A 13763-nucleotide genomic window follows, 5' to 3' on the forward strand; every position below is an offset into this window, starting at 1 on the left:
TTTAACACAAACAAAACAAACAATATTTTACATCAGTACTATTCTTAATTTTTCACCCTCAAAGATAGTCGATTATTCCAATGCACTCCAACTATTTCCACCATTTTATTTGCGGATCGCGCGTTTTTGCCCATTCTGCAAATTTAGGATATGTTTTATCAATGCGCTGATTCTCCTTTTTAAGATCTAAATTCAAAATAGAAGCGTCCAAACGAGCATCTACATGAATTGCAAACGGAAAACCATCTTTGCAAATGAAATAGGCACCATCTACATCACCACGAGAAATATCAGCTCCGGAAGGGAAACGATTATTCGCACCAGTCGTCGGCTTATGATCTGTCAGATGGACTTCTGTGGCAGAGTTGAATACTTTTATAAAAGGGTTATAAGGAGCTACCACCACTGATTTATCAAGAGTAGGGTTATTAAATTGTATGGATACCGTATATGTCTTCTCTTGAATATTCTGATTAATCATATCCTCCGCATTCACATTGGATACTCCCAATTCAGCTTTAGCATCCTTGAATAATGTTATCACATTACCTGAATAGGAAGTAATTTCATCGCCATTGATTATTACTTGGGACGCTTTACTCAAATCGAAAGGAACCTCATACGCAAACGAGTTTTTATAATTAGCTCCCGTCCAAGCCAATGTGAACTTATCAATAATATTAAGAACTTTATTATCTATATTATAATCAACACTTGACTGATATTTCATGACTACATCATTCAAGTCATAATCTCCTTGTTCAGGCCAGTTATCTTCAAAGCCAAGCACTCCAGAATACTTTTCTGTTCCTTGTCGATCACCCGGATTAGGAACATCCGGAACTTCAATAGCAGCAATAGGATTAGAAGAGATAACGAAAGCAACATCATTATAGTCATTTTCACCGTTTTTCCAGTCTTCCATAGTGATAACATTCACTCTATCACCTGCTTTATTTTTTGCTGCAAAAATTGCAGTGTGAGAAATTTTGTCACTATTCAAAGATTTGGTTGAGTAGAACATATTCCCATTAGCCTTAACACCTCTCCAACCGTCATTCCAAATTAGGAAACCAATCTTTGTACCTGCTGGGATACGTTCCGGTTCTTCTTCCGGAAAGCTGCCTGTCTCATCAATATATTTCAAATTCACCGCAACCCCACTATAATTACCCAGACTACTTTTATGTACATTAGGGAAGATTACACATGCATGCTTTGCAGCTTGTCTTATTTTATCAATACTGGCATTTTCCGAATAACAATAGTAAGCAAACACACTTTGCGCACCTGTATCTCCTCCGAAATAGTTGACAACGACATTCGCATCTTCTTTTATCAGAATATCAGCATCATCAGAGACTAAATTAGTTCCTACATTATTCTTTCCTTCCGGAAAATATGTCGTTATATAACTCTTGAGAGTTGCGTCCACATTTATTTTTTTGGAAGCATCCAGATAGTTAGGTCTACCAGTATTTACATTCCAAGTTCCTAATACATTCGGAATTACATTTGTAATAAATTTCAAAGAGGATCTTGTTTGTGCACTTCTCGTTGATGAATCCACAGGAGTAACATCAAGAGCATTCTCGAAGGTTATTTTTGCGCTGACATCCGAACCGACAACTTTAGTTTTATACAAAGTCGGCACACCAAAATCCGGAGAATAAATATAAACTTCTGAAACAGCTGTCGGGAAAGAAGCCGGTTTGATATAACGTCCTTGTATATCTGTAAATCCGGTTGCAATGTGTGACACCCCTGCTTTCTTTATAATCTGACCGCCTTCTGCCACATAAGAAAGCGGATTTTCAGCATAAACTTCAAAATAAGCTCTAGGACATTCCTTTTCCATAATCAATATTCAATTGAATATTTTTAGTAGTAGCAAAGTCGAAATAGTTATCTAAAGTAACCTCCTCTTCTTTATCTCCTGAATTAGCAGGATCATATACATCTTTCTGCAAACAGCTGGAGAAAGCAACAGAAACAACACCAATAACACATACTAATTTAGTAATGTTAATCATTCTTTTGGGCAAGTTAAAATACATCATACTTCTCGTTTATTTTATTTGATGGTGCAAATATAAACATAAACTTGCATATTTTAGTCATATTATAGATATATTTTTCTAAAAAAAGCAATTTAAAGGATTCACTCCTCCTTTTATACAATGTATTTCCAATAAAAAAGGAGAGAACTATTTGCTCTCTCCCCTCTTAAAACTTGTATAATTTATCCAGTTTAATTATTCTCCGGACGAAGTTTACGAACAGTTACAGCAGTCTGCCACATTTCGCTCTCGCGTAATTGACGGAGTTCTTCGTTCAATTTTTCACGATAATCAGGTTGTGAATTACTGTCGATAGAAATCTGTGCTTCGTTACCAGTCTTCACACTGTTATACAACTTTTCAACTACCGGTTTGATAGCATCGTGGAATGGGCCCATCCAATCGAGAGCACCACGTTGAGCAGTAGTAGAGCAGTTAGCGTACATCCAGTCCATACCGTTCTTTGCGAACAACGGCATCAACGACTGTGTCAGTTCTTCCACTGTTTCATTGAATGCTTCAGAAGGAGTATGACCGTTTTCACGCAATACTTCGTACTGTGCCAGCAACAAACCTTGGATAGCCCCCATCAATGAACCACGTTCACCTGTCAAGTCAGAAGTAGCTTCACGTTGGAAAGTTGTTTCGAACAGATAACCAGAACCGATACCGATACCCAGTGCGATGGTTCTTTCGTAAGCCTTGCCTGTAGCATCCTGATAGATAGCATAAGAAGAGTTCAAGCCACGTCCTTCGAGGAACATAGTACGCAAAGATGTACCCGACCCTTTAGGAGCAACCATGATAACGTCGATATCAGCAGGAGGAACTACACCTGTACGGTCGTTCCAAGTGATAGCAAAACCGTGTGAGAAATAAAGAGCTTTTCCGGCAGTCAGGTAAGGCTTGATAGTAGGCCATACTGACATTACTGCTGCGTCAGACAACAGACACATTACAATAGTACCTTTCTCGCAAGCTTCTTCGATGCCGAACAAAGTTTCACCCGGAACCCATCCGTCTGCTACTGCTTTATCGTATGTTTTTCCTTCACGTTGACCAACGATTACATTGAAACCGTTATCACGCAAGTTCAGTGCCTGTCCAGGACCCTGTACGCCATAACCGATTACAGCGATTGTTTCATTTTTCAATACTTCACGAGCTTTTTCCAATGGAAATTCGTCACGGATTACTACAGTTTCAGTAGTACCTCCAAAATTCAACTGTGCCATTTTCTTTTTGTTTTTAGTTTTTGATGACTTACGCCATCCGTTATTAATTGATTTTATATTCTCACATTTATTCAAATATCACTTTCGAGCGGCAAACAACTTCGCTGCCATTCTTCTTCACTTCTACATGAAACTCGCTTGCGTTCACTTCATCGCAGAAGAAAGAGAGTTCATCACCAAAATAGCTTTCCGCCACATACGCCATTTCAAAACGACGGATACGTTTGGTCTTATACAGCTCAATCGGGAACAAATCAAGGATATGCTCGATGTAACGGATGCTGTTCACATGACCGTTAATATCTATATCACTGTATTTTGCCGTCAGGGTAGCTATCGGCTGATCGCTTGTCACTTTGATGCGTGAAGGCTTTTCAATAGGGCAAGGTTCATCACAAACATAGTCTACGATACTTCCTCCGTGCAAGGTCAGCAAGTCGGCAGGCTTGCGGGTATTAAGATTAATCATTGCCCATACGGAACGTGCGTAGCCAATCTTCTTCCCATCCTTATCAATAATAGCAAAATTACGGTCCGTAAACAAGCGGTAGACATTTTCCACCCACGTCTGAACCGAGAAATTCTCATACTGATAAGGCATTTCATCCAACTCAATAGCCAGACGTGAAAGCACCCATGTGTAATTGTCCTCATTCAGCGTTGCAATACCAAAACCACGGTCATTGGCGTGAAAACCTGCACAATTCAGCAGATGATTTCCCAGTACCCCCATAGTCAGACGTCCGTTGAAGTCAACATGGAACGGTTCTGCCACAAACTGATAAGTCCCTATTCTATTTTCTTCATTCATTATTCTTATTGGTTTTTACTTTGGTTATACATAGCTTCCCGTCCATCGAGAAACTCATTCACCCGTTCAAAACAGCTGGTAGTAATCGCTACACGTCCCGAACGAACAAACTGCAAAACACAATTCAAAGCCTTCAGTTCACCATAGAGCGAAGTTATATCTTCGCTCATTCCATTTTTCTCGACAATGGAAAATACCGGATTGACTTCCACTATACGTGCATTGTATCTACGGATCAGCTTGGATGCTTCCGGATTCTCCTGAAAAGCAGGAGTAGACACCTTATATAATGCAATCTCGTGGAAATAAATTTCATCCTCTGTGAAATAATGTGCCTGAATCACGTCGATCTTCTTTTCGATCTGTTTCACTACCTTCTCAATGATGTCCTTATCAGTCCAGGCTGTTATTGTATACTTATGTACACCTTTAATAGAAGAAGCAGATACATTCAGACTCTCAATATTTATTTGCCGACGGGTAAATACAGCAGTTACCTGATTCAGCAACCCGGCTATATTCTCCGAATGAACAATGATTGTATATAACGTTTTATCACTCATAACTCTAATTTTTTAAATGCGAACCCTCAACTCTCCATTCTCAACTCTCAACTTCTCCTAGCACTCCAGCAACATCTGGTTTACCGAACCACCTGGAGGAGTCATCGGCAAAACATTGCCTTCTTCCACCACGCAAGCTTCGAGCAGGAACGGACCGTCCGTTGCCAGCATTTCAGCAATAGCTTCCTTCAGTTCTTCACGAGTGAAAGCACGTTTGGAAGGAATATCATAAGCCGAGGCCACTTTCATATAATCCGGATTCAACATCGGGGTAAACGAATAGCGACGGTTGAAAAACATAGCTTGCCACTGACGTACGTTTCCGAGGTAATTATTGTTCAGGCAGATAATCTTCACCGGAGCCTTCTGCTCCATAATCGTACCCAGTTCCTGAATATTCATTTGCAGTCCGCCATCTCCCATAAATACGCATACGGTACGTTCCGGTGCTCCGAAAGTTGCCCCGATAGCTGCGGGAAGCCCGAAGCCCATTGTTCCAAGTCCTCCGGAAGTAATGATACTGCGTTCTTTCGTATATTTAAAGTAGCGTGCAGATATCATCTGATTTTGACCTACATCTGTTACCAAAACAGCTTCATGGTGAGTAGCGTCACTTACCGCACGTACCACTTCCCCCATACTCAACGAGTTTGTGGCAGGATGAAGTTCAGGACGGATTACTTTTTCCTCCTCTACTTTCTCATATTCTTTGAAGCTATCAATCCATTCGGTATGAGTGTGCTTTTTCAGAAGTTTCGTCACAGAAGCCAGTGTTTCCTTGCAATCTCCCAATACAGCTACATCTACCTTTACATTCTTATTAACTTCCGCAGGATCGATATCAAAATGAATCACTTTTGCCTGTTTGGCATAAGTAGCCAAATTACCGGTCACACGGTCGTCAAAACGCATACCGACAGCAATCAGCACATCACATTTATTGGTATTGATATTCGGTCCCAGATTGCCGTGCATACCCAACATACCTTTATTCAACGGATGTTCTGTTGGCAAAGCCGAAAGCCCGAGCAGCGTACAACCCGCAGGCATATCCGCTTTTTCGATAAACTCGCGCAATTCGCTCTGTGCATTTCCCAGTTCAACACCTTGTCCAACCAATACAAGCGGACGTTCAGCGTTATTAATCAGTTCGGCAGCAGCCTGTACAGACTCCTCGTCCGTATCGGGAACAGGAACATAGCTACGGATAAAATCGACTTTCGTCGGTTCGTATTTCGTTTTCTCTACTTGCGCATTTTTGGCAAAGTCCAGTACCACCGGCCCCGGACGACCACTACGGGCAATGTAAAACGCACGTGCTACCGCCCAGGCTACATCTTCCGCACGGCGAATCTGATAACTCCATTTAGTGATTGGCTGGGTGATACCTACCAAGTCAACTTCCTGAAAAGCATCCGTCCCAAGAAAGCCTGTTCCGACCTGTCCGGCAATCACTACGATAGGCGTACTATCGATCATCGCATCCGCAATGCCTGTTACCGTATTGGTTGCTCCGGGACCGCTCGTCACCAGGCAAACACCTACATCACCCGATACACGGGCATAACCCTGTGCGGCATGGGCAGCTCCCTGTTCGTGACGAACCAAGATATGATTCAATATATTTTGATGATCGTACAAGGCATCGAATACCGGCATAATAGAACCACCGGGGTAACCAAAGATGGTAGTCACTCCCTGATGTTCCAAGGAGCGCATCAAAGCCTCTGCACCTGTTATTAAATCTTTCATATTAGTTGATAGTTGATAAATGATAAATGATAGTTGAGAAATGACAGTTGAAAATGAATGGTTTACAATCATTGCGCTAAGTGCTGCGCAGCTAACTATTACCTATCAACTATCACCAACTATATTATATAATTCTCACTGCTCCCTTATCGGCAGAGCTTACCATGCTGGCATACGCCTTCAGGCTCTTCGGTACATAACGGTCACGAGTAACAGGAGTCATCGGACGGGCCGCCAGTTCTTCATCCGTCAGTCGCACGTTAATCTTCCGGGCCGGAATATCGATTTCGATAATGTCTCCGTCTACAATTTTTCCGATATTGCCTCCAGCTGCCGCTTCAGGAGAAATATGTCCGATACTCAATCCGGAAGTTCCACCGCTGAAACGTCCGTCGGTAATCAAAGCACATTCTTTTCCGAGATGACGGGATTTTATATAAGAGGTAGGATAAAGCATTTCCTGCATACCGGGACCACCCTTCGGACCTTCGTGCGTGATGACGACGACGTCGCCACTGACGACTCGACCTCCGAGGATGCCTTCACAGGCTGCTTCTTGCGAATCAAATACTTTGGCAGGTCCGGTAAACTTCCAGATACTTTCGTCTACACCTGCTGTTTTTACTACACAACCATCTTGAGCAATATTACCTTTCAATACGGCCAGTCCGCCGTCTTTGCTGTAAGCATGTTCCAAGTCACGAATACATCCGTTTGCACGGTCCTTATCCAGTTCCTTATAGTACATGCCCTGTGAACCAAGTACGAGATTGAATCTATTTCCGGCTGCACTCGAATATTTTTTAATTGCCTTTTCGCTCACATTCGGGCTGGTGATTGAATATTCGTTAATGGCTTCTGCCAGTGACATTCCGTCTACCCGACGAACGGATGTATCTATCAAACCGCCCTTTGCCAGTTCGTCCATAATGGCAATGATACCACCGGCACGGTTTACATCTTGAATATGATATTTCTGTGTATTGGGAGCCACCTTGCAGAGACAAGGAGCCTTGCGGGAAAGCATGTCGATATCATCCATCTTGAAGTCTACCTCTGCTTCGTGAGCAACGGCCAACAAGTGAAGAACCGTATTGGTAGATCCCCCCATTGCTATATCCAGCGTCATGGCGTTCAGGAAAGCCTGACGGGTAGCGATGCTACGGGGAAGTACACTTTCGTCTCCTTCTTCATAATATAATTTTGCATTTTTCACGATCAGTTCCGCAGCGTCTTTGAAAAGTTGCGTACGGTTTTCGTGTGTCGCTACAATGGTTCCGTTGCCGGGAAGAGCCAGTCCGATTGCTTCATTCAGGCAGTTCATCGAGTTGGCGGTAAACATACCGGAGCAGCATCCGCAAGTAGGACAAGCATTTTGCTCGATATTCGCTACTTCCTGATCGCTAACACTTTCGTCGGCCGATTTAATCATCGCATCGATCAAATCCAGGTGCTGGCCATTCCATTCTCCCGCTTCCATCGGACCACCCGATACAAATACGGCAGGGATATTCAGACGCATAGCCGCCATCAACATTCCGGGAGTGATCTTATCGCAATTGCTGATACATACCATTGCATCTGCCTTGTGCGCATTGACCATATATTCTACGCTGTCTGCAATGATGTCACGTGAAGGAAGCGAATAAAGCATACCGTCATGTCCCATTGCTATACCATCGTCGATAGCTATTGTATTGAATTCCGCAGCGAAGCATCCCAGCTTCTCAATCTCTGCCTTCACCAGCTGACCGATTTCATGTAGGTGTACATGCCCCGGGACAAACTGTGTGAACGAATTGACGATAGCGATAATGGGTTTACCCATCTGATTCTTCTTCATGCCGTTGGCTGCCCACAATGCACGGGCTCCCGCCATCCGACGGCCTTGTGTACTAAACGAACTGCGTAATTGCTTTTTCATTTCAATCTATCTTTTAATTAAAGAGCCTTCCTCACACAAGTGAGAAAGGCTCTAAATTCTATCTTTTATGGTACGAACACATACAACACAAAAACCTTTCTCACGCTCTTGATGGGACCACCACGACGCGAATAATATGCAGGACTGCTAGGTTAATAGATGTATGTAACATATTCATATCTTCTTTTCTTTATTTTCGTGCTGCAAAGGTAAGGGCTTTTTTATTATATCCAAACAAATCGAAGAAAAAAATCACTTAAAAGCGAATAATTGTAAGAAAAGAGAGGTATTATTTCTCTATTTTATCACTTAAAGGTTGAATTTACAACTATTATCTAACTGCGCGCCTCACTTTCTTTTTCTGACAAAAGCACTTAATAATCTGAAATTTACCCTCCCTATACCGGAGTACAAGCAAATAATTCGTATCTTTGTAGACCCGTATTTACGGGAATTATTAATCAGAAACAAAAAAGATCAGATGGAAACAGTAGAAAACAAGTACATTACCGTTGCATACAAACTATATACAATGGAAGATGGTGAAAAAGAGTTGTTCGAAGAAGCAAAAGCAGAACATCCCTTTCAATTCATTTCAGGATTAGGAACAACACTCGAAGATTTCGAAAATCAGATAACTGCTCTTTCTAAAGGTGATAAATTTGATTTTACCATTCCGGCAGATAAGGCTTACGGACAATATGACGAACAACACGTTATTGACCTCCCCAAAAATATTTTTGAAATAGATGGCAAGTTTGACAGCGAACGTATTAAAGAAGGTAACATCGTACCTTTGATGACTGGCGACGGTCAGCGCGTGAATGCCAGCGTAGTAGAAATCAAACCGGATGTTGTAGTAGTTGACCTCAATCACCCGTTGGCTGGTGCCGACCTGATTTTCGAAGGTGAAATACTGGAAAGCCGTCCTGCTACCAACGAAGAAATCCAGGAATTGGTGAAAATGATGAGTGGCGAAGGTGGTTGCGGTTGCGGATGCGACAGCTGCGGTGATGGCTGTGGCGACGACTGCGGTTGCGAAGGTGGACACTGTCATTAATTGAAGTATTAAGTATAAAGTATTAAGTATTAATTTCGTGCGGATATAGCCGGAGTTTTAATACTTAATACTTTTTTTATGCCGTCATTCCGGCTAATACTTAATGCCTAATACTTAATACTTGATACTTAAAATCAGCATCCTTTGTGCGTCATGATGTCAAGTACCATTTTATCCGTTTCGTTCATGGCTTGCGAGCCGATTCTTGTCAGGTTACGGATACTTTGGTCTACATCTTCATCTATAATTCCTTCTACGGAAGTCACACAACGGTCTTCCATTGCCATCATGGCAGACAGTACGGCTGTCGAAACTCCGGTAGTTACCTTCAAAGCACAACTCGGTTTTGCGCCGTCACAAATCATTCCTGTCAGATTGGCAATCATGTTTTGAACAGCGAAAGCAACCTGATTGTAGTTTCCTCCCATTAACCAGGTGATTCCACAACTGGAACCTGTGGCAGCTACCACACAACCACACAAAGCAGACAGACGTCCCAAACTTTGTTTGATATATATAACAGTGAGATGGCTAAGCATTAAAGCACGAATCAGTTCTTCTTCACTTTTTCCGTTTTCTTCTGCAAAGACAACGACAGGAAGTGTAGCGGATATCCCCTGATTACCACTGCCGGAATTACTCATTACAGGAATCATAGCACCGGCCATACGGGCGTCGCAGGCAGCCGACGTATAAGAGAGGATATGAGAAAACACGCTATCCCCCATCACTTTATGTTCATAAGTTCCCCGAAGCATTTTCCCTAAAGAATGTCCGTAGTTACCTTTAAAGGCTTGTTCGGCAGCAGCTTTGTTCAAACGGGCTGTGTCAAGGATGAAACGGATTTCATCCAGCGGAGCAGTCAGTGCAAAGTCATATACTTTACGCAAGTTTAGTTCGGGCGAAGCCTCTTCCTCTTTCTCGCTGACTGTCTGTTGCTTGTCGAGCAACGTTTGTTCATTTTTGGCTATATATATAAAGGTAGTATGTCCACCGGCAATGATGGCTTTAGCCGTTTTATCTTCCGTTTTACAGATTACTTCGATATAAAGCTTTTCCGTAATATCTTCTTTTAGAGAAATACAAATCCGTTTTTCTGCGATAAACAGTTTTCCCTGTTCCACCGCTTCCGGCGTACAATCTCTCAATACCTCCAACTGATAATCTGATTTGCCAATCAACGCACCCAAAGCAACCGCTATGGGAAGCCCGACCATACCCGTTCCCGGTATTCCGACTCCCATGGCATTCTTTAATATATTAGCACTTAACAGGACTTCTATCTTTTCCGGTTTCGCTCCCAGTGTTTCGGCAGCTTTAGCTACACAAAGTGCTACTGCGATAGGTTCCGTACATCCGATAGCCGGAATGACCTCCTTCTTAATCAATTCTATAATTTGCCTTCTTTCTGATTCAGTCATAGACTTATAAGTTTTGATTCCACAAAAATAGGAAATTCTTTCTTTTCCAACATTCTATAATGAACAAATAAAATCTCATATTGTTATAAAATCTCCCATATACCAAACTTTAACAGAAAGAATTGATAGAAAAATGAAAGCAAAACACGTAATTGTCTATTTGCTACTAGCTATTGTTTCCTCTTCATGCATCCGCGAAGAAGCTCTCAATGCAGAAGCAGACATATTAAGTTGTATACTACCGGGAGTAGCCATGACAACCAGCCCTATTATTAACAATAATTCCATAACTATCTTTGTCGGTCCGGGAACTGATATTTCAGAACTCAAACCTGAATTTACATTGACTCCAGGAGCTACGATCAGTCCACTTAGCGGCACAGAACGAAATTTCAATACCCCACAGGAATATACTGTCACAGCTGCCGACGGTATTTGGAAAAAAGCATATACAGTATCAGTGATCGACACGGAACTTGCCACGAACTATAACTTCGAAGATACACTGGGCGGAAAGAAGTACTACATATTTGTAGAACGCGAAAGAGATAAGGTCGTCATGGAATGGGCCAGCGGAAATGCGGGTTATGCCATGACCGGAGTAGCCAAAACAGCCGATGATTATCCCACTTTCCAAATAACGGACGGAAAAGCCGGCAAATGCCTCTCCTTAGTGACACGCAGTACCGGATTCTTCGGTCAGATAGCAGGAATGCCTATTGCAGCAGGAAATCTGTTTATTGGTTCTTTCGATGTGAGTAACGCAATGAGCAATCCACTGAAAGCGACTAAATTCGGCCTTCCTTTCCGGCATGTACCCACTTATCTGGCTGGTTATTATAAATACAAAGCAGGAGATCAGTTTACAGAAGGAGGAAAACCTGTGAACGGGAAACGGGACATCTGTGACATATATGCCATCATGTACGAAACCAGTGAATCTGTTCCCACTCTCGACGGAACAAATACATTCACCAGTCCGAACCTGGTTTCAACAGCACGGATTAATAATGCCAAAGAAACGAACGAATGGACTTACTTTAAACTTCCTTTCACCACTCTCCCCGGAAAATTCATTGATAAGGAGAAGCTAAGGGATGGGAAATATAATATAGCCATTGTGTTTACCTCAAGTCTGGAAGGAGATCATTTTAACGGAGCAATCGGAAGTACATTACTGATCGACGAGGCCGAATTAATCTATCACTCGGAAAATTAGCGGGATTTCGATGAAGGATTTTCCATAACAATACCTCATAATACACTCAAGCAATGTACCCACACAAAACGTGCACATTATCAAACGAACGGAATTAAATAACTTTATAACAACCATAATGATGAAAATCTATCCGTATATATTCAGTTTATTAGCCTGTATAGGAATAGCTCTCCCTGGCTATTCACAGGTAGACCGAAATGAAACGCTGATCCGTTCCGCCCTTCACGGACTGGAATATGAAATCAAAGCAGGTTTCAGCATTGGCGGCACAGCCCCGCTTCCCCTTCCGGTAGAAATCCGTTCGATTGACGGATATAACCCGACACTGGCCATCAGCATAGGGGGCGAAGTAACCAAATGGATTGCCGTTCAGAACAAACTCGGAATCATAGTCGGACTCCGGCTCGAAAACAAAGCAATGACCACCGAAGCCACCGTGAAAAATTACAATATGGAAATTCTCGGACAAGGAGGTGAAAGAATCAGCGGAGTATGGACGGGCGGAGTGAAAACCAAAGTACATACCGCCGGACTGACTATACCTCTAATGGCTACCTACAAACTAAGTAACCGATGGAACATCAAAGCCGGACCTTATTTCTCGTATCTGCTTTCAAGAGAATTTTCAGGTCATGTGTACGAAGGATATTTGCGGGAGGATGATCCTACCGGTCCGAAAGTAGAGTTTACCGACGGCAAAATTGCAACCTACGATTTCTCGGACGACTTGAGACATTTCCAGTGGGGATTACAGGTGGGAGCCGGATGGCGAGCTTTCAAGCACCTCAATGTGTATGCTGATCTCACCTGGGGATTGAACGATATATTTAAAAGCGATTTTAATACAATCACTTTTGCAATGTATCCTATCTATTTGAATATAGGTTTTGGGTACGCATTTTAAGTCTCACCACAGATTACACAGATTAGCACAGATTATTTATATTGATAGTCTATGACTTATAAATCAATCTGTGTTAATCTGTGTAATCTGTGGTGAACAAGGAATTAATTTCCACCAGACTCCGCCACCTGTTTCACTCCAGAATAGGTCACTTTTACAGTCTGTTGCAATGTAGGCACTTTCACGTTAATGGTCATGTCTGCATTTCCATCTTCTACCGTTCCCGTAACAGTTACAGGACAGGTACCCAAAGCAGCGGCATTTCCCTCAAACGTAAGGTCTTGCTGTCCGGTAAATGTAGACACACCTTCCCCTTTCTTCACTTCACACTTATCAACAACAATATCTCCAAACTTCAGAATCTGTTGATTGATGAACAATTCAAACTCCTTCAATTCAATCTTCACCTCCGTATTGCTGACCTGCGATAGGGTGATAAACTTCTCTATTCCATCTCCTATGACAATTTCCTGGTCAGAACCATCCGGTATCATGGATATATCCAGATTTCCCCAATACGTTCCGACTACATCCGGAGCCGTTATCACAGCTTCCTCTTCAGGAGGATTCCCATTATTCTTGTTATCACTGTCGTCATCGTCACTGCTACAAGCAGCAAAGAAAGTAAGAGAGCAGACCAATGCCAATAAATACAATAGATTCTTTTTCATACGTCTTTGGTTTAGTTATTATAATAAATTTCGTCCCTTATAAACTAAAAAGAAGAAAAAAGGTTCAATATGCTTCCTTTTTCGAAGATATTTCGAGTTCACAACTTTCTTATCGAAAACTTTGTTATATTTGCATATAG

The 13763-nt window shown here is 42.2% G+C and carries 10 protein-coding genes and 1 pseudogene; 3 read left to right on the forward strand and 8 right to left on the reverse strand.

Annotation, left to right across the window (positions count from 1 at the left end; translation table 11 throughout):
• Positions 1–91: 91 nt before the first annotated feature.
• The 6 genes and pseudogenes from DW173_RS05110 to ilvD form a co-directional block, all read right to left on the reverse strand.
• Positions 92–2060 (reverse strand): annotated as a pseudogene (locus DW173_RS05110) (LruC domain-containing protein).
• 191 nt (positions 2061–2251) lie between these two features.
• A complete protein-coding gene (ilvC, locus tag DW173_RS05115; protein ID WP_008024804.1) occupies positions 2252–3295 on the reverse strand; it encodes a ketol-acid reductoisomerase in 1044 nt (347 codons plus the stop codon).
• 67 nt (positions 3296–3362) lie between these two features.
• Entirely contained in the window at positions 3363–4106 is a 744-nt protein-coding gene (locus tag DW173_RS05120; RefSeq protein ID WP_087320514.1) for an acyl-[acyl-carrier-protein] thioesterase, read from the reverse strand.
• Positions 4107–4111: 5 nt separating this feature from the next.
• Positions 4112–4669, reverse strand: coding sequence for an acetolactate synthase small subunit (ilvN, locus tag DW173_RS05125; RefSeq protein WP_004299476.1), 558 nt, complete (start codon positions 4667–4669; stop codon positions 4112–4114).
• Between the two features lie 57 nt (positions 4670–4726).
• On the reverse strand, positions 4727–6421 hold the full coding sequence (gene ilvB, locus DW173_RS05130; RefSeq protein WP_004313582.1) for a biosynthetic-type acetolactate synthase large subunit: 1695 nt from the start codon (positions 6419–6421) through the stop codon (positions 4727–4729).
• 124 nt (positions 6422–6545) lie between these two features.
• Entirely contained in the window at positions 6546–8345 is a 1800-nt protein-coding gene (gene ilvD, locus DW173_RS05135) for a dihydroxy-acid dehydratase (RefSeq protein WP_004306743.1), read from the reverse strand.
• A gap of 481 nt (positions 8346–8826) precedes the next feature.
• Between ilvD and DW173_RS05140 the strand changes: the two genes are divergently transcribed.
• Positions 8827–9405 (forward strand): peptidylprolyl isomerase, encoded by a 579-nt coding sequence (locus tag DW173_RS05140; RefSeq protein WP_004313581.1) that lies wholly within the window; start codon positions 8827–8829, stop codon positions 9403–9405.
• Between the two features lie 134 nt (positions 9406–9539).
• On the opposite strand, the gene DW173_RS05145 is transcribed toward DW173_RS05140, so the two are convergent.
• Complete coding sequence (locus DW173_RS05145; RefSeq protein ID WP_087320519.1) at positions 9540–10826, reverse strand: serine dehydratase subunit alpha family protein; 1287 nt, start codon at positions 10824–10826, stop codon at positions 9540–9542.
• 133 nt (positions 10827–10959) lie between these two features.
• Between DW173_RS05145 and DW173_RS05150 the strand changes: the two genes are divergently transcribed.
• Complete coding sequence (locus DW173_RS05150) at positions 10960–12045, forward strand: PCMD domain-containing protein (RefSeq protein ID WP_087320523.1); 1086 nt, start codon at positions 10960–10962, stop codon at positions 12043–12045.
• 121 nt (positions 12046–12166) lie between these two features.
• Positions 12167–12952, forward strand: a complete 786-nt coding sequence (locus tag DW173_RS05155; RefSeq protein ID WP_008997271.1) for a porin family protein — start codon at positions 12167–12169, stop codon at positions 12950–12952.
• A gap of 104 nt (positions 12953–13056) precedes the next feature.
• On the opposite strand, the gene DW173_RS05160 is transcribed toward DW173_RS05155, so the two are convergent.
• A complete protein-coding gene (locus tag DW173_RS05160) occupies positions 13057–13623 on the reverse strand; it encodes a calycin-like domain-containing protein (RefSeq protein ID WP_087320526.1) in 567 nt (188 codons plus the stop codon).
• Positions 13624–13763 lie beyond the last annotated feature (140 nt).

The sequence above is a fragment of the Bacteroides sp. AM16-13 genome, from assembly GCF_003602705.1.
Lineage (GTDB): Bacteria > Bacteroidota > Bacteroidia > Bacteroidales > Bacteroidaceae > Bacteroides > Bacteroides xylanisolvens.

Excerpts from the sequence above, each read along its gene's own strand:
- ilvC (WP_008024804.1), bottom strand. The coding sequence starts at position 3,295 with ATGGCACAGTTGAATTTTGGAGGTACTACTGAAACTGTAGTAATCCGT.
- DW173_RS05120 (WP_087320514.1), bottom strand. The coding sequence starts at position 4,106 with ATGAATGAAGAAAATAGAATAGGGACTTATCAGTTTGTGGCAGAACCG.
- ilvN (WP_004299476.1), bottom strand. The coding sequence starts at position 4,669 with ATGAGTGATAAAACGTTATATACAATCATTGTTCATTCGGAGAATATA.
- ilvB (WP_004313582.1), bottom strand. The coding sequence starts at position 6,421 with ATGAAAGATTTAATAACAGGTGCAGAGGCTTTGATGCGCTCCTTGGAA.
- ilvD (WP_004306743.1), bottom strand. The coding sequence starts at position 8,345 with ATGAAAAAGCAATTACGCAGTTCGTTTAGTACACAAGGCCGTCGGATG.
- DW173_RS05140 (WP_004313581.1), top strand. The coding sequence starts at position 8,827 with ATGGAAACAGTAGAAAACAAGTACATTACCGTTGCATACAAACTATAT.
- DW173_RS05145 (WP_087320519.1), bottom strand. The coding sequence starts at position 10,826 with ATGACTGAATCAGAAAGAAGGCAAATTATAGAATTGATTAAGAAGGAG.
- DW173_RS05150 (WP_087320523.1), top strand. The coding sequence starts at position 10,960 with ATGAAAGCAAAACACGTAATTGTCTATTTGCTACTAGCTATTGTTTCC.
- DW173_RS05155 (WP_008997271.1), top strand. The coding sequence starts at position 12,167 with ATGAAAATCTATCCGTATATATTCAGTTTATTAGCCTGTATAGGAATA.
- DW173_RS05160 (WP_087320526.1), bottom strand. The coding sequence starts at position 13,623 with ATGAAAAAGAATCTATTGTATTTATTGGCATTGGTCTGCTCTCTTACT.